Here is a 20472-nt window from a genome sequence, read left to right as displayed (position 1 = left end):
ATACTTTGGCATAAACTTAATAGCCAACAGATATCGACAAATTATTGACGCCAAAAGCGTCGAACTCACTATTGAAACATTCCATCAGAAGCGGCAATTCAGCGCCTGCTGGCATGGAAGCCAAATTGAACGGGTAGTCCGGAGAGTCCAATGAGCAGTGTTGTTGCCATCGTCAAAAGCATTGTTGGCCAAGTAATCGCCGTATCCCCAGAAGGGATTCAACGTGTACTCATCGAAGGTGACCGCCTGTTCGCTGGCGAGCAGGTACTCACCGGCCTGGCCGGTGCCGTCACCCTGGAATTGGCCGATGGCCGCAGTCTGGACCTGGGCCGTGATACTCAGTGGAGCGCCGACACCCCGGACAGCAGCACTGACCTGGCGGCTGCCACCGCTCAGGCCGCGCCTTCGGTCGAAGAGCTGCAACAGGCCATCGCCGCCGGTGCTGACCCGACTACCGAACTTGAAGCCACCGCAGCCGGCCCGACTGCCGCAGGTAGCGGCGGCGCGGCCGGTGGTGGCCACAGCTTCGTCATGCTCGATGCCACCGCAGGCTCGGTCGACCCGACCATTGGCTTCCCGACCGGCCCTATCGGCTTTGCCACCGGCGCCGCCACCCAGGAGCTGGGCGGCCTGGACGATGCCAGCAACCCGGCAACCACCACGCCTACCCGCGAGTCCGGCCTGACCCTGAGCGCCACGCCGTCGATCACCGAGGCCGGTGGCGTGATCATCTACACCGCCACCCTGGGCCAGCCACCGCTGACCGACCTGACCGTGACCCTGTCCAATGGCCAGGTCATCGTCATCAACGCCGGGCAGACCACCGGCAGCGTCAGCGTGACCATCCCGCCGAACGATACCGTGTACCTGGACAGCAGTGAGATCTCCACGACCATCACCGGCACCACCGGCGGCGCGGGCCTGATCGTCACCCCGGACACCACCCCGGCGGTGACCCAGATCACCGACACCATCGACACCACCACAGTCACCCTGACCGCCAACCCGAGTGTCACCGAAGGCGGCGTGATCACCTACACCGCCACCCTGACCAATCCGGCGCAGACGCCGGTGACCGTCACCCTGTCCAACGGCAGCACTATCACCATCGGCGCCGGCCAGAGCACCGGTACCGTTGACGTGCAGACGCCACCGAACGACGTCTACAACAACGGCAGCAGCGTCAGCACCACCATCACTGGCGCCACGGGCGGCAACTTCGAGAACCTGGTACCGAACCCGACCCCAGCGGTCACCACCATTACCGACTCGATCGATGACACCGGCCTGAGCCTGAACGCCACCGGTACCGTGGCCGAAGGCGGCTCGATCATCTACACCGCGACCCTGACCAACCCGGCCGGCACGCCAGTGACCGTGACCCTGAGCAACGGCGCGGTGATCACCATTGCGGCGGGCCAGACCGAAGGCAGCGTCACCGTGCCCGCGCCAAGCGATGACGTGTATGTCGATGCCGGCAACGTCAGCGTGAGCATCGACACAGTCGATGGCGGCAACTTCGAGAACCTGGTGGTCAGCAATCAGCCGGCAGTGACTGAAGTTACTGACACCATCGATACCTCGACCGTCACCCTGACGGCCAATAGCAGCGTTGCCGAAGGTGGTGTGGTGACCTACACCGCTTCGGTCACTGCGCCAGTCACCGGTTCTGCGCTGGTTATTACCCTGGCCAATGGTCAGCAGATCACTATCCCGGTCGGCCAGAGCACTGGCTCGGTCGAGTTCGTTGCACCGAACAACGTGCACACTACCAACCCGGATCTGACCAACAGCATTACCGGTACCACCGGTGGTAACTACGAGAAGCTGGAAACTGCTGGTAATCCGGTGACTACCGTTACTGACGGCCCAGGTACCGATGACACTACTGGCCTGAAACTGACTGCCACTGGCTCGGTCGCTGAAGGTGGTTCGATTGTTTACACCGCTACGCTGACCAACCCAGCGGGCACCGAGATGAAGGTCACCCTGAGCAACGGTGAAGTCATCACCATCGCCGCGGGCCAGACCGAAGGCAGCATTACCGTCGCTGCGCCTGCCGATGACGTCTACATCGATGCCGGTGAAGTGAGCGTGACCGTCACTGGCACTACTGGCGGTGATTTCGAGAAAGTTGCTGTAGATGGCACTCCGGCCGTTACTCAAGTGACGGACACCATCGATACGTCGACTGTCACCTTGACTGCGAACAGCAGCGTTGCCGAAGGTGGGGTGGTTACCTACACCGCTTCGGTCACTGCGCCGGTTACCGGTTCTGCGCTGGTCATTACTCTGGCCAACGGTCAGCAGATCACTATCCCTGTCGGTCAGAGCACTGGCTCGGTTGAGTTTGTTGCACCGAACAACGTGCACACCACCAACCCGGACCTGACCAACAGCATCACCGGCACTTCCGGTGGCAACTACGAGAAGCTGGATACCGCGGGCAACCCAGTGACCACCGTCACCGACGGCCCGGGTACCGACGACACTACCGGTCTGAAATTGACCGCGACCGGTTCGGTGGAAGAAGGCGGTTCGATTGTTTATACCGCTACGCTGACCAACCCAGCGGGCACCGAGATGAAGGTCACCCTGAGCAACGGTGAAGTCATCACCATCGCTGCGGGTCAGACTGAAGGCAGCATTACTTTGCCTGCCCCGTCGGATGACGTGTACATCGACGCGGGCGAAGTCAGCGTCACTGTGACCGGTACTACCGGTGGCGATTTCGAGAAGCTGGCTGTGGATAACACCCCGGCCGTCACCGAAGTGACTGACACCATCGACACTTCGACCGTTACCCTGACCGCTACCCCGAGCGTGACCGAAGGTGGCGTGGTTACCTACACCGCTTCCGTCACCGCTCCGGTTACCGGCTCGAACCTGGTGATCACCCTGGCCAACGGCCAACAGATCACCATTCCGGTCGGCGCCAGCTCGGGTACCGTGGACTTCGTTGCACCGAACAACGTGCACACCACCAATCCGGACCTGACCAACAGCATCACCGGCACTTCCGGCGGCAACTACGAGAAGCTGGATACCGCGGGCAACCCAGTGACCACCGTCACTGACGGCCCAGGCACCGATGACACCACCGGTCTGAAACTGACCGCTACTGGTTCGGTCGCTGAAGGCGGCGAGATCGTTTACACCGCCACCCTGACCAACCCTGCGGGCACCGAGATGAAGGTCACCCTGAGCAACGGTGAAGTCATCACCATTGCTGCAGGTCAGACCGCAGGCAGCATTACTCTGCCGGCGCCGTCGGATGACGTGTACATCGATGCCGGTGAAGTCAGCGTGACCATCGCCGGCACCACCGGGGGCGATTTCGAGAAAGTTGAAGTCGACCCGGCGGCTGCCGTGACTGAAGTCACCGACACCATCGACACCTCGACCGTCACCCTGACTGCCACCCCAAGCGTGACCGAAGGTGGCGTGGTTACTTACACCGCTTCGGTGACTGCTCCAGTAACCGGTTCTGCGCTCGTTGTGACTCTGGCTAACGGCCAACAGATCACCATCCCTGTAGGCTCCAGCTCCGGCACCGTGGACTTCGTTGCACCGAACAACGTGCACACCACCAACCCGGACCTGACCAATAGCATCACCGGCACTTCCGGCGGCAACTACGAGAAGCTGGATACCGCTGGCAACCCAGTGACTACCGTCACCGACGGCCCGGGTACCGACGACACTACCGGTCTGAAATTGACCGCCACTGGTTCGGTCGCTGAAGGCGGCGAGATCGTTTACACCGCCACCCTGACCAACCCTGCGGGCACCGAGATGAAGGTCACCCTGAGCAACGGTGAAGTCATCACCATCGCCAAAGGTCAGACCGAAGGCAGCATTACCCTGCCGGCGCCGTCGGATGATGTGTACATCGACGCCGGTGAAGTCAGCGTGACCATCGCTGGCACAACCGGTGGTGACTTCGAAAAACTGGCTGTGGATAACACTCCAGCGGTCACCGACGTCACCGACACCATCGACACCTCGACCGTCACCCTGACTGCCACCCCAAGCGTGACCGAAGGTGGCGTAGTTACTTACACCGCTTCGGTGACTGCTCCAGTAACCGGTTCTGCGCTCGTGGTGACTCTGGCTAACGGCCAACAGATCACCATCCCTGTAGGCTCCAGCTCCGGTACCGTGGATTTCGTTGCGCCAAACAACGTGCACACCACCAATCCGGATCTGACCAACAGCATCACCGGCACTACCGGTGGCAACTACGAGAAGCTGGATACCGCTGGCAACCCAGTGACTACCGTCACCGACGGCCCGGGTACCGACGACACTACCGGTCTGAAATTGACCGCCACTGGTTCGGTGGAAGAAGGCGGTTCGATTGTTTATACCGCTACGCTGACCAACCCAGCGGGCACCGAAATGAAGGTCACCCTGAGCAATGGTGAAGTCATCACCATCGCCAAAGGTCAGACCGAAGGCAGCATTACCCTGCCTGCCCCGTCGGATGACGTGTACATCGACGCGGGCGAAGTCAGCGTCACTGTGACCGGTACTACCGGTGGCGATTTCGAGAAGCTGGCTGTGGATAACACCCCGGCCGTCACCGAAGTGACTGACACCATCGACACTTCGACCGTCACCCTGACCGCGACTCCAAGCGTGACCGAAGGTGGCGTAGTTACTTACACCGCTTCGGTGACTGCTCCAGTAACCGGTTCTGCGCTCGTGGTGACTCTGGCTAACGGCCAACAGATCACCATCCCTGTAGGCTCCAGCTCCGGTACCGTGGATTTCGTTGCGCCAAACAACGTGCACACCACCAATCCGGATCTGACCAACAGCATCACCGGTACTTCCGGCGGCAACTACGAGAAGCTGGATACCGCTGGCAACCCAGTGACTACCGTCACCGACGGCCCGGGTACCGACGACACTACCGGTCTGAAATTGACCGCCACTGGTTCGGTCGCTGAAGGCGGCGAGATCGTCTACACCGCCACCCTGACCAACCCTGCGGGCACCGAGATGAAGGTCACCCTGAGCAACGGTGAAGTGATCACCATCGCCAAAGGTCAGACTGAAGGCAGCATCACTGTTCCAGCACCAGAAGACGACGTGTACGTCGACGCCGGCGAAGTCAGCGTCACCGTGACCGGTACTACCGGTGGCGATTTCGAGAAGCTGGCTGTGGATAACACCCCGGCCGTCACCGAAGTGACTGACACTATCGACACTTCGACCGTCACCCTGACCGCGACTCCAAGCGTCACTGAGGGTGGTGTGGTGACTTACACCGCTTCCGTCACTGCTCCGGTTACCGGCTCGAACCTGGTGATCACCCTGGCCAACGGTCAGCAAATCACCATTCCGGTCGGCGCCAGCTCCGGCACCGTGGACTTCGTTGCGCCGAACAACGTGCACACCACCAACCCGGACCTGACCAACAGCATCACCAGCACCACCGGTGGCAACTACGAGAAGCTGGACACTGCGGGCAACCCAGTGACCACCGTCACCGACGGTCCAGATACTGACGACACTACCGGTCTGAAACTGACCGCTACCGGCTCCGTGGCCGAGGGCGGCGACATCATCTACACCGCCACCCTGACCAATCCGGCCGGTACCGAAATGAAGGTCACCCTGAGCAATGGTGAAGTCATCACCATCGCCAAAGGTCAGACCGAAGGCAGCATTACTGTTCCAGCACCAGAAGACGATGTGTACATCGATGCTGGCGAAGTCAGCGTCACCGTGACCGGAACTACCGGTGGCGACTTCGAGAAGCTGGCTGTGGATAACACTCCAGCCGTCACCGAAGTGACTGACACTATCGACACCAGCACCGTTACGCTGACCGCTACCCCAAGCGTCACTGAGGGTGGTGTGGTGACTTACACCGCTTCCGTCACTGCTCCGGTTACCGGCTCGAACCTGGTGATCACCCTGGCCAACGGTCAGCAAATCACTATTCCGGTCGGCTCCAGCTCGGGTACCGTGGACTTCGTTGCACCCAACAACGTGCACACCACCAATCCAGACCTGACCAACAGCATTACCGGTACCACCGGTGGCAACTACGAGAAGCTGGATACCGCGGGCAACCCAGTGACCACCGTCACTGACGGCCCAGGCACCGATGACACCACCGGTCTGAAACTGACCGCTACTGGCTCCGTGGCTGAAGGCGGCGAAATCGTCTACACCGCGACCCTGACCAATCCGGCCGGTACCGAAATGAAGGTGACCCTGAGCAATGGTGAAGTCATCACCATCGCCAAAGGTCAGACCGAAGGCAGCATCACCCTGCCGGCGCCAACCGATGACGTGTACATCGACGCCGGTGAAGTCAGCGTGACCATCGCTGGCACCACCGGTGGCGACTTCGAAAAACTGGCTGTGGATAACACTCCAGCGGTCACCGACGTCACCGACACCATCGACACCTCGACTGTCACCCTGACCGCCACCCCAAGCGTCACCGAAGGCGGCGTAGTCACCTACACCGCGTCGGTCACCGCTCCGGTTACCGGCTCGAACCTGGTGATCACCCTGGCCAACGGCCAACAGATCACCATTCCGGTCGGCGCCAGCTCGGGTACCGTGGACTTCGTTGCGCCGAACAACGTACACACCACCAACCCGGATCTGACCAACAGCATCACCGGCACCACCGGTGGTAACTACGAGAAGCTGGAAACTGCGGGCAACCCAGTGACCACCGTCACCGACGGCCCGGGTACCGACGACACCACCGGCCTGAAACTGACCGCTACTGGTTCGGTCGCTGAAGGCGGCGAGATCGTCTACACCGCCACCCTGACCAACCCAGCCGGCACCGAAATGAAGGTCACCCTGAGCAACGGTGAAGTCATTACCATCGCCAAGGGTCAGACTGAAGGCAGCATCACCCTGCCGGCGCCGTCGGATGATGTGTACATCGACGCGGGCGAAGTCAGCGTGACCATCGCCGGCACCACCGGTGGCGATTTCGAAAAAGTCGAAGTCGATCCAGCAGCTGCTGTGACCGAAGTGACTGACACCATCGACACCAGCACCGTTACCCTGACCGCGACTCCAAGCGTTTCGGAAGGCGGCGTGGTGACTTACACCGCTTCCGTCACCGCTCCGGTTACCGGCTCGAACCTGGTGATCACCCTGGCCAACGGTCAGCAGATCACCATTCCGGTCGGTTCCAGCTCCGGCACCGTGGACTTCGTTGCACCGAACAACGTGCACACCACCAACCCGGATCTGACCAACAGCATCACCGGCACCACCGGTGGTAACTACGAGAAGCTGGATACCGCTGGCAACCCAGTGACTACCGTCACCGACGGCCCGGGTACCGACGACACTACTGGCCTGAAGCTGACCGCTACCGGTTCGGTCGCTGAAGGCGGCGAGATCGTCTACACCGCCACCCTGACCAACCCAGCCGGCACCGAAATGAAGGTGACCCTGAGCAACGGTGAAGTCATCACCATCGCCAAGGGTCAGACAGAAGGCAGCATCACTGTTCCTGCACCGGAAGACGATGTGTACATCGATGCAGGCGAAGTCAGCGTCACTGTGACCGGTACTACCGGTGGCGACTTCGAGAAGCTGGCTGTGGATAACACCCCGGCCGTCACCGAAGTGACTGACACCATCGACACCAGCACCGTTACCCTGACCGCTACCCCGAGCGTGACCGAGGGTGGCGTGGTTACCTACACCGCTTCCGTCACCGCTCCAGTAACCGGTTCTGCGCTCGTGGTGACTCTGGCTAACGGCCAACAAATCACCATCCCTGTAGGCTCCAGCTCCGGCACCGTGGACTTCGTTGCGCCAAACAACGTGCACACCACCAACCCGGATCTGACCAACAGCATCACCGGCACCACCGGTGGTAACTACGAGAAGCTGGATACCGCTGGCAACCCAGTGACTACCGTCACCGACGGCCCGGGTACCGACGACACTACTGGCCTGAAGCTGACCGCTACCGGTTCGGTCGCTGAAGGCGGCGAGATCGTCTACACCGCCACCCTGACCAACCCGGCCGGCACCGAAATGAAGGTGACCCTGAGCAACGGTGAAGTCATCACCATTGCCAAGGGTCAGACCGAAGGCAGCATCACTGTTCCGGCACCGGAAGACGATGTGTACATCGATGCCGGCGAAGTCAGCGTGACCATCGCTGGCACCACCGGTGGCGATTTCGAGAAAGTCGAAGTCGATCCAGCGGCTGCTGTCACCGAAGTGACCGATACCATCGACACTTCGACCGTCACCCTGACCGCTACCCCAAGCGTGACCGAAGGTGGCGTGGTGACTTACACCGCTTCCGTCACCGCTCCGGTTACCGGCTCGAACCTGGTGATCACCCTGGCCAACGGCCAACAGATCACCATTCCGGTCGGCGCCAGCTCCGGCACCGTGGATTTCGTTGCACCCAATAACGTGCACACCACCAACCCGGATCTGACCAACAGCATCACCGGCACCACCGGTGGTAACTACGAGAAGCTGGAAACTGCCGGCAACCCAGTGACTACCGTCACCGACGGCCCGGGTACCGACGACACCACCGGTCTGAAGCTGACGGCTACTGGCTCCGTGGCCGAGGGCGGCGAGATCGTCTACACCGCTACGCTGACCAACCCGGCCGGCACCGAAATGAAGGTGACCCTGAGCAACGGTGAAGTCATCACCATCGCCAAGGGTCAGACTGAAGGCAGCATCACTGTTCCAGCACCAGAAGACGATGTGTACGTTGATGCGGGCGAAGTCAGCGTCACCGTGACCGGTACTACCGGTGGCGACTTCGAGAAGCTGGCTGTGGATAACACCCCGGCCGTCACCGAAGTCACCGATACCATCGATACTTCGACTGTCACCCTGACCGCGACTCCAAGCGTGACCGAAGGTGGCGTGGTTACTTACACCGCTTCCGTGACTGCTCCGGTTACCGGCTCGAACCTGGTGATCACCCTGGCCAACGGCCAACAAATCACCATTCCAGTCGGTTCCAGCTCGGGCACCGTGGACTTCGTTGCACCGAACAACGTGCACACCACCAATCCGGACCTGACCAACAGCATCACCAGCACCACCGGTGGCAACTACGAGAAGCTGGACACTGCGGGCAACCCAGTGACTACCGTCACCGACGGCCCGGGTACCGACGACACCACCGGTCTGAAGCTGACGGCTACTGGCTCCGTGGCTGAAGGCGGCGAAATCGTCTACACCGCTACGCTGACCAACCCGGCCGGCACCGAAATGAAGGTGACCCTGAGCAACGGTGAAGTCATCACCATCGCCAAAGGTCAGACCGAAGGCAGCATTACTGTTCCAGCACCAGAAGACGATGTGTACATCGATGCTGGCGAAGTCAGCGTCACCGTGACCGGTACTACCGGTGGCGACTTCGAGAAGCTGGCTGTGGATAACACCCCGGCCGTCACCGAAGTCACCGATACCATCGATACTTCGACTGTCACCCTGACCGCGACTCCAAGCGTCACTGAGGGTGGTGTGGTGACTTACACCGCTTCCGTCACTGCTCCGGTTACCGGCTCGAACCTGGTGATCACCCTGGCCAACGGTCAGCAAATCACTATTCCGGTCGGCTCCAGCTCGGGTACCGTGGACTTCGTTGCACCGAACAACGTGCACACCACCAATCCAGACCTGACCAACAGCATTACCGGTACCACCGGTGGCAACTACGAGAAGCTGGAAACTGCCGGCAACCCAGTGACCACCGTCACTGACGGCCCAGGCACCGATGACACCACCGGTCTGAAATTGACCGCCACTGGTTCGGTCGCTGAAGGCGGCGACATCGTCTACACCGCCACCCTGACCAATCCGGCCGGTACCGAAATGAAGGTGACCCTGAGCAACGGTGAAGTCATCACCATCGCCAAGGGTCAGACCGAAGGCAGCATCACTGTTCCGGCACCGGAAGACGATGTGTACATCGATGCTGGCGAAGTCAGCGTCACCGTGACCGGTACTACCGGTGGCGACTTCGAGAAGCTGGCTGTGGATAACACCCCGGCCGTCACCGAAGTGACTGACACTATCGACACTTCGACCGTCACCCTGACCGCGACTCCAAGCGTCACTGAGGGTGGTGTGGTGACTTACACCGCTTCCGTCACCGCTCCAGTAACCGGTTCTGCGCTCGTGGTGACTCTGGCTAACGGCCAACAGATCACCATCCCTGTAGGCTCCAGCTCCGGCACCGTGGACTTCGTTGCGCCGAATAACGTGCACACCACCAATCCGGATCTGACCAACAGCATTACCGGTACCACCGGTGGCAACTACGAGAAACTGGATACCGCGGGCAACCCAGTGACCACCGTCACTGACGGCCCAGGCACCGATGACACCACCGGTCTGAAACTGACCGCTACCGGTTCGGTCGCTGAAGGCGGCGAGATCGTCTACACCGCCACCCTGACCAATCCGGCTGGCACCGAGATGAAAGTCACCCTGAGCAATGGTGAAGTCATCACCATCGCCAAAGGTCAGACCGAAGGCAGCATTACTGTTCCAGCACCAGAAGACGATGTGTACATCGATGCTGGCGAAGTCAGCGTCACCGTGACCGGAACTACCGGTGGCGACTTCGAGAAGCTGGCTGTGGATAACACCCCGGCCGTCACCGAAGTGACTGACACCATCGACACTTCGACCGTCACCCTGACCGCGACTCCAAGCGTGACCGAAGGCGGCGTGGTTACTTACACCGCCTCCGTGACTGCTCCGGTGACTGGCTCTGCGCTGGTTATTACTCTGGCCAACGGCCAACAGATCACCATCCCAGTCGGTTCGAGCTCGGGTACCGTGGACTTCGTTGCGCCGAATAACGTGCACACCACCAATCCGGATCTGACCAACAGCATCACCGGCACCACCGGTGGTAACTACGAGAAGCTGGACACTGCGGGTAACCCAGTGACCACCGTCACCGACGGTCCAGGTACCGACGACACCACCGGCCTGAAGCTGACCGCTACCGGCTCCGTGGCCGAAGGCGGCGACATCATCTACACCGCTACGCTGACCAACCCGGCCGGCACCGAAATGAAGGTGACCCTGAGCAACGGTGAAGTCATCACCATTGCCAAGGGTCAGACCGAAGGCAGCATCACTGTTCCGGCACCGGAAGACGATGTGTACATCGACGCGGGCGAAGTCAGCGTGACCATCGCCGGCACCACCGGTGGCGATTTCGAGAAAGTCGAAGTCGATCCAGCGGCTGCTGTGACCGAAGTGACTGACACCATCGACACTTCGACCGTCACCCTGACCGCTACCCCAAGCGTGACCGAAGGTGGCGTGGTTACTTACACCGCCTCCGTGACTGCTCCGGTGACTGGCTCTGCGCTGGTTATTACTCTGGCCAACGGCCAACAGATCACCATCCCAGTCGGTTCGAGCTCGGGTACCGTGGACTTCGTTGCGCCGAATAACGTGCACACCACCAATCCAGACCTGACCAACAGCATTACCGGTACCACCGGTGGCAACTACGAGAAACTGGATACCGCGGGCAACCCAGTGACCACCGTCACTGACGGCCCAGGCACCGATGACACCACCGGTCTGAAACTGACCGCTACTGGCTCCGTGGCTGAAGGCGGCGAGATCGTCTACACCGCCACCCTGACCAACCCAGCCGGCACCGAAATGAAGGTCACCCTGAGCAATGGTGAAGTGATCACCATCGCCAAAGGTCAGACTGAAGGCAGCATCACTGTTCCGGCACCGGAAGACGATGTGTACGTCGACGCCGGCGAAGTCAGCGTCACTGTGACTGGCACCACTGGTGGTGACTTCGAGAAGCTGGCTGTGGATAACACTCCAGCCGTCACCGAAGTGACTGACACTATCGACACCAGCACCGTTACGCTGACCGCTACCCCGAGCGTGACCGAAGGTGGCGTGGTTACTTACACCGCCTCCGTGACTGCTCCGGTTACCGGCTCGAACCTGGTGATCACCCTGGCCAACGGTCAGCAGATCACTATTCCGGTCGGCTCCAGCTCGGGCACCGTGGACTTCGTTGCACCGAACAACGTGCACACCACCAATCCGGACCTGACCAACAGCATCACCGGTACTTCGGGCGGCAACTACGAGAAGCTGGAAACTGCTGGTACTCCGGTGACCACCGTCACTGACGGTCCTGGCACTGACGACACCACTGGCCTGAAGCTGACGGCTACCGGCTCCGTGGCCGAAGGCGGCGAGATCGTCTACACCGCCACCCTGACCAACCCGGCCGGTACCGAAATGAAGGTCACCCTGAGCAATGGTGAAGTCATCACCATCGCCAAAGGTCAGACCGAAGGCAGCATTACCCTGCCGGCGCCGTCGGATGATGTGTACATCGACGCCGGCGAAGTCAGCGTCACTGTGACTGGCACCACTGGTGGTGACTTCGAGAAGCTGGCTGTGGATAACACCCCGGCCGTCACCGAAGTGACTGACACCATCGACACCTCGACCGTCACCCTGACTGCGACCCCAAGCGTGACTGAAGGTGGCGTGGTTACTTACACCGCTTCGGTGACTGCTCCAGTAACCGGTTCTGCGCTCGTGGTGACTCTGGCTAACGGCCAACAGATCACCATCCCTGTAGGCTCCAGCTCCGGCACCGTGGACTTCGTTGCGCCAAACAACGTGCACACCACCAACCCGGACCTGACCAACAGCATCACCGGTACTTCGGGCGGCAACTACGAGAAGCTGGAAACTGCTGGTACTCCGGTGACCACCGTCACTGACGGTCCAGGCACCGACGACACTACTGGCCTGAAGCTGACCGCTACCGGTTCGGTCGCTGAAGGCGGCGAGATCGTCTACACCGCCACCCTGACCAATCCGGCCGGTACCGAAATGAAGGTCACCCTGAGCAATGGTGAAGTCATCACCATCGCCAAAGGTCAGACCGAAGGCAGCATCACTGTTCCGGCACCAGAAGACGACGTGTACATCGACGCGGGCGAAGTCAGCGTGACCATCGCTGGCACCACCGGTGGCGATTTCGAGAAAGTCGAAGTCGACCCGGCGGCTGCCGTGACTGAAGTCACCGACACCATCGACACCTCGACCGTCACCCTGACTGCGACCCCAAGCGTTTCGGAAGGCGGCGTAGTCACCTACACCGCATCGGTTACTGCGCCAGTGACTGGTTCCGCGTTGGTGATCAACCTGGCCAACGGTCAGCAAATCACCATCCCAGTCGGCTCCAGCTCGGGCACCGTGGACTTCGTTGCGCCAAACAACGTGCACACCACCAACCCGGATCTGACCAACAGCATCACCGGCACCACCGGTGGCAACTACGAGAAGCTGGATACCGCTGGCAACCCAGTGACTACCGTCACCGACGGCCCGGGTACCGACGACACTACCGGTCTGAAATTGACCGCCACTGGTTCGGTCGCTGAAGGCGGCGAGATCGTCTACACCGCCACCCTGACCAACCCAGCCGGCACCGAAATGAAGGTCACCCTGAGCAATGGTGAAGTGATCACCATCGCCAAAGGTCAGACCGAAGGCAGCATCACCCTGCCGGCACCATCGGACGACGTGTACATCGACGCCGGTGAAGTCAGCGTGACCATCTCCGGCACCACCGGTGGCGATTTCGAGAAAGTCGAAGTCGATCCAGCAGCTGCTGTCACCGAAGTGACCGATACCATCGACACTTCGACCGTCACCCTGACCGCGACTCCAAGCGTGACCGAAGGCGGCGTGGTGACTTACACCGCTTCCGTCACCGCTCCGGTTACCGGCTCGAACCTGGTGATCACCCTGGCCAACGGTCAGCAGATCACTATTCCGGTCGGCTCCAGCTCGGGCACCGTGGACTTCGTTGCACCGAACAACGTGCACACCACCAATCCGGACCTGGCCAACAGCATCACCGGTACTTCGGGCGGCAACTACGAGAAGCTGGAAACTGCTGGTACTCCGGTGACCACCGTCACTGACGGTCCAGGCACCGACGACACTACCGGTCTGAAATTGACCGCCACTGGTTCGGTCGCTGAAGGCGGCGAGATCGTCTACACCGCCACCCTGACCAATCCAGCCGGCACCGAAATGAAGGTGACCCTGAGCAACGGTGAAGTCATCACCATCGCCAAGGGTCAGACCGAAGGCAGCATTACCCTGCCTGCGCCGTCCGATGACGTGTACATCGACGCCGGCGAAGTCAGCGTGACCATCGCTGGCACCACCGGTGGCGACTTCGAAAAACTGGCTGTGGATAACACTCCAGCGGTCACCGACGTCACCGACACCATCGACACCTCGACTGTCACCCTGACCGCCACCCCAAGCGTCACCGAAGGCGGCGTAGTCACCTACACCGCGTCGGTCACCGCTCCGGTTACCGGCTCGAACCTGGTGATCACCCTGGCCAACGGCCAACAAATCACCATTCCGGTCGGCGCCAGCTCGGGTACCGTGGACTTCGTTGCACCGAACAACGTGCACACCACCAATCCGGACCTGACCAACAGCATCACCGGCACCACCGGTGGCAACTACGAGAAGCTGGACACTGCGGGCAACCCAGTGACCACCGTCACCGACGGCCCGGGTACCGACGACACTACCGGTCTGAAACTGACCGCTACCGGCTCCGTGGCCGAGGGCGGCGACATCATCTACACCGCCACCCTGACCAATCCGGCCGGTACCGAAATGAAGGTCACCCTGAGCAATGGTGAAGTGATCACCATCGCCAAAGGTCAGACTGAAGGCAGCATCACTGTTCCGGCACCGGAAGACGATGTGTACGTCGACGCCGGCGAAGTCAGCGTCACTGTGACTGGCACCACTGGTGGTGACTTCGAGAAGCTGGCTGTGGATAACACTCCAGCCGTCACCGAAGTGACTGACACTATCGACACTTCGACCGTCACCCTGACCGCGACTCCAAGCGTCACTGAGGGTGGTGTGGTGACTTACACCGCTTCCGTCACTGCTCCGGTTACCGGCTCGAACCTGGTGATCACCCTGGCCAACGGTCAGCAGATCACCATCCCTGTAGGCTCCAGCTCGGGTACCGTGGACTTCGTTGCACCCAACAACGTGCACACCACCAATCCGGACCTGACCAACAGCATCACCGGCACTTCCGGCGGCAACTACGAGAAGCTGGATACCGCGGGCAACCCAGTGACCACCGTCACCGACGGCCCGGGTACCGACGACACTACCGGTCTGAAATTGACCGCCACTGGTTCGGTCGCTGAAGGCGGCGAGATCGTCTACACCGCGACCCTGACCAACCCAGCCGGCACCGAAATGAAGGTGACCCTAAGCAACGGTGAAGTCATCACCATCGCCAAGGGTCAGACCGAAGGCAGCATTACCCTGCCTGCGCCGTCCGATGACGTGTACATCGACGCCGGCGAAGTCAGCGTGACCATCGCTGGCACCACCGGTGGCGACTTCGAAAAACTGGCTGTGGATAACACTCCAGCGGTCACCGACGTCACCGACACCATCGACACCTCGACTGTCACCCTGACCGCCACCCCAAGCGTCACCGAAGGCGGCGTAGTCACCTACACCGCGTCGGTCACCGCTCCGGTTACCGGCTCGAACCTGGTGATCACCCTGGCCAACGGCCAACAAATCACCATTCCAGTCGGTTCCAGCTCGGGCACCGTGGACTTCGTTGCACCGAACAACGTGCACACCACCAATCCGGACCTGACCAACAGCATCACCGGCACCACCGGTGGCAACTACGAGAAGCTGGATACCGCGGGCAACCCAGTGACCACCGTCACTGACGGCCCAGGCACCGATGACACCACCGGCCTCAAGCTCACCGCGACTCCAACCGTCAATGAAGGCGGCTCGATCACTTACACCGCGACGCTGACTAATCCGGCCGGCACCGAGATGAAAGTGACCCTGAGCAACGGTGAAGTGATCACCATTGCCAAAGGCCAGACCGAAGGCAAGATCACCATCGATGCACCAAGCGACGACGTTTACATCGATGCTGGCCAGCTGAGCGTGACCGTCACTGGCACCACCGGCGGCGATTTCGAGAAGCTGGCTGTGGATAACACTCCAGCGATCACCGACGTCAAGGACACCATCGACACTTCGACGGTTACCCTGACCGCCAGCACCAACAGTGTTGTCGAAGGCGGCGTAGTGACTTACACCGCCAAGGTCTCCGCGCCGGTGACCGGTTCCGACCTGGTGATCAACCTGGCCAACGGTCAGCAAATCACCATCGTTGTCGGCCAGACCACAGGCACTGTGGATTACGTTGCACCGAACAACGTGCACACCACCAACCCGGACTTGACCAACAGCATCACCGGCACCAGCGGCGGTAACTACGAGAAACTGGTCAGCACCGGCAACACCACCGTCAGCGTCACCGACGGCCCGGGCACCAAGGACTCCACCAGCCTGACCCTGACCGCAACCCCGACCGTGGCCGAAGGCGGCGCGATCACTTACGTGGCCAAGCTGAGCAATCCGGCCGGTACCGAGATGAAGGTCACCCTGAGCAACGGTGAGACCATCACCATCGCCGCAGGCCAGACCGAAGGCAAGGTGACCATCGCCGCGCCTGGCGATGACGTGTACATCGATGCCGGTAACGTCAGTGCGAAAATCACTGGCAGCACCGGTGGTGACTTCGAAGAGCTGAAGATCGACGGTTCGTCTGCCGTGACCAGCGTCACCGATACCATCGACACCACCAACCTGACCCTGAGCGCTACGCCGTCGGTCGCTGAAGGTGGCAACATCACCTACACCGCCACCTTGAGCAACAAGGCGCAGACCCCGGTCACCGTGACCCTGAGCAACGGTGCCAGCATCATCATCGACGCGGGCAAGACCACCGGTACGGTCAGCGTGCCTGCACCAGCGGACGACGTGTACATTGATGCCGGCAGCGTCAACGCGACCATTACCGGCGCCACCGGTGGCAACTTCGAAGACCTGGCAATCAGCAATCAGCCAGCCGTCACCCAGGTGACCGACACCATCGACACCACCACCGTCAGCATCAGCGGCACCACCTCGGTGGCTGAAGGTGATTCGGCCAACTACACCCTGACCCTGACCAGCAAGGCGCAAACCGATGTGGTCATCAAGCTGACCTACAGCGGTACCGCCACCAATGGTGCGGACTACACCGGTGTGGCCACCGTGGTGATCAAGGCGGGCAGCAACGTTGGCACCTTCAGCGTGCCGATCATCCGCGACGGCATTGCCGAAAGCGCCGAGAACTTCACCGTGAAGATCGACTCGGCCACCGGCGGCAACTTCGAGAACCTGGTGGTCAGCGGCAGCGCTGGCAGTGTCACCACCACCATCGTCAGCAACGAGGCACCTGTTGCCGCTGGCGGTGCCGTGACCGGTACCGAAGATACCGATCTGGTGCTGAGCTGGGCCAACTTCGGCATCACCGATGCCGATACCCCTGCGGCTAACCTGGGTCTGACCATCACCAAACTGCCCGCCGATGGCGTGCTGCAGTACAAGGATGGCAACGTCTGGAAAACCCTGACCGACGCTGACACCGGCAAGGTCTTCAGCAAGGCCGACATCGACGCTGGCAAGCTGAAATTCGTACCGGATCACAACGAGTCGGGCATCGATGCCAACGGCGGCACCGGCGTCGGCAACAAAGAAGCCGACTACGCACAGATCAAGTTCAAGCCAACTGACGGCCAGGGCCTGGGCAACGAGGCCACCGTCAAGGTCGATATCACCCCGGTGGCCGACAAGCCTGACCTGAACATTGGCAGCAACAACGTCAACTCGATCGGCCTGGTCAAGGAAACCTGGAACAGCCTCAGCCACCTGGGCACCCATGGCAACGGCATCACCGGCGATGCGCTGAAGACCGTGTTCGACAACTCGGGCAAGGCCAACAGCAGCTCGCTGGTGACCAACGCCCAGTCCGACGCCAGCGTCGTTGGCGGTTCCGGCTCGAAGACCTCCGGCCTGATCTACCTGGAAGCGGGCAAGACCTACAGCTTCAGCGGTGTCGGCGATGACAGCCTGCTGATCACCATCGGCGGCAAGAACGTGGCCCAGGCCACCTGGGGCGCAGGCGGTGCGATCAACGGCTCGTTCAAGCCGACCATCAGCGGCTACTACACCCTGGACATCTACCACGCCAACCAGAGCGGCCCTGGCAGCTATGACGTCAACCTGTCGGTCAACGGCAGCACCCCGGTCGACCTGAGCAACGCCAATATCCCGATGTACCCGGGCGTGAACGAGCTGACCAACGCCGGCGTCACCGTCGGCGAGCTGCACGGCAGCAACGGCGAAGGCTACTACCAGGGCTACAAGCTCAACGAAGGCGCCGAGAACGGCACCGTCAAGCTGGTCGGTATCTCCACCAACCTCACCGACACCGACGGTTCGGAAACCCTCAGCGTCAAGCTGGGCGGCATTCCGGCAGGCTCGGTACTGAGCGATGGCGCCGGCCACACCATCACCGTCGGCAAAGGTGAAGTCGATGTCACCGGCTGGAACCTCAACGGCCTGAGCATCAAGCCACCGGCCTACTACCAGGGCCAGTTCGACGTGACCGTCACCTCGACGGCCACCGAGAAAGCCAACGGCAGCACCGACTTCAGCCAGGGCACCATCAAGGTTACCGTTCACCCGGATACCTACGTCACCACCAACCTCACGGCTGAGAGCGACACCCAGACCCTGGGCACCAGCAACGACATTGTCGTCGCCGACGTCAACGGCCTGCACGTGGTACCGGGGCAGGACTACAACCTGGCGTTCATCGTCGATACCTCCGGCAGTATGAAAGCCGCCGGTGTGGACGCTGCGCAGAAGTCCCTGCAGTCGGTGTTCGATAGCCTGGCCAACAGTGTGAAGGGTGCACAGTCGGGTACCGTGAACATCCTGCTGGTGGACTTCTCCAGCCAGGTCAACAAGTCGATCTCGGTCAACCTGGCCGACTCCGGTTCGCTGCAGGCGCTCAAGGACGCACTGAAGTCGATGTACTCCAACGGGGGTACCAACTACGAGGACGCCTTCAAGACCACCGCCAACTGGTTCCAGAACCTCAAGGAAACCGGCAGCACCGGCAGCAACCAGACGTTCTTCATCACCGATGGCCAGCCGACCTATCACCAGGCCAACGAGCAGGTAAACCCGACGCTGGCGTACTCCAGCTGGAGCCTCGACAACTTCCTCAAGGCGATCAACTACAAGCCGGGCGATACCCTGGATCGCTACAGCCTCGACGCCAACAACCGGGTCAGCATCGACGTCGACGGTAACCTGAACGCCCAGTACAAGTACTACGGCAACTGGTACACCCAGACCTCCGGCACCATCCGTGCCCAGGGTGACGGTACTTATGAGCTGTCCAGCCGTTCGGGTTCCGGCAGCTCGACCAGCAACGCCACCTGGGACAACTCGCTGGACAGCTTCGCGATCCTCAGCGGCCTGTCCAGTGTCGAAGCCATCGGCTTGAACAATGGCGTCAATGTCAATGACCTCAAGCCGTTCGACAGCGACGGTAAACCGCAGACCAACATCGACCCAAGCCAACTGGCCGAAGCGATCCTCGGTCACACCGAGGCCACCAAGCCGGGCAACGATACGGTCAGCGGTGGTGATGGTCACGACATCCTGTTCGGTGACCTGGTCAGCTTCGACTCGATCGCCGGCAACGGTGTCGAGGCCATGCAGGCCTACGTGGCCGGCAAGCTGGGGGTCAACCTGGGTGACGTCGATGGCCGCGTGCTGCACCAGTACATCACCGAGCACGTCAGCGAGTTCGATGTGTCGCGCAGCAACGATGGCGCCGACATCCTCATCGGTGGCGACGGCAATGACATTCTCTTCGGCCAGGGTGGCAACGACTACCTCGATGGCGGCAAGGGCAATGACATCCTCCTTGGCGGTACCGGCAACGACACCCTGCTGGGCGGTGAAGGCAACGACATCCTGATCGGCGGCAAAGGCGACGACATCATGACCGGCGGTAGCGGGGCCGACACCTTCGTGTGGAAGGCTGGCGACACCGGCAAGGACGTAATCAAGGACTTCAAGGCTGCCGAAGGTGACCGTCTGGACCTGAGCGACCTGCTCCAGGGCGAGAAGGCCAGCACCATCGACAACTACCTGAAGATCACCACCGTCAACGGCGAGTCGACCCTGCAGGTCAGCTCCGAAGGCAAGCTCAATGCCTCCGGCGGCCTGGCCAATGCCGATGTGACGATCAAGCTGGAAGGGGTCAATTGGGCCAATACCACGATCAACTCGCTGGTTACCGGTGCCGACCCGACCATCAAGATCGACCACTCCAATAGCTGATCCACGGCCTGCGCCAGCCCTCCCGGGGCTGGCGCGGAGCTTCGGACTTTGCCTGCACCGTATTCACAGCGCATACTCGCTCGCCGGGCTACACGCCCGACCAGCTTGGCCTATGCTGCTGACTGCGGATAC

1 protein-coding gene is annotated in these 20472 nt (G+C 61.1%); it reads left to right on the top strand.

The features are described 5' to 3' along the window. Positions 1-150 precede the first annotated feature (150 nt). Positions 151-20340 (top strand): immunoglobulin-like domain-containing protein, encoded by a 20190-nt coding sequence (locus NLX68_RS09000; protein ID WP_254283722.1) that lies wholly within the window; start codon positions 151-153, stop codon positions 20338-20340. The last annotated feature ends 132 nt before the right edge of the window (positions 20341-20472 follow it).

The sequence above is a fragment of the Pseudomonas sp. SBB6 genome, assembly GCF_024213215.1.
Taxonomy (GTDB): Bacteria; Pseudomonadota; Gammaproteobacteria; order Pseudomonadales; family Pseudomonadaceae; genus Aquipseudomonas; species Aquipseudomonas donghuensis.
Note: the sequence above shows the minus strand (reverse complement) of the source record. Positions and strands in the feature narration are given on the sequence as shown.

Bases quoted from the DNA above. Each gene is read 5' to 3' on its own strand.
- NLX68_RS09000 (WP_254283722.1), top strand. From the start codon at position 151: ATGAGCAGTGTTGTTGCCATCGTCAAAAGCATTGTTGGCCAAGTAATC.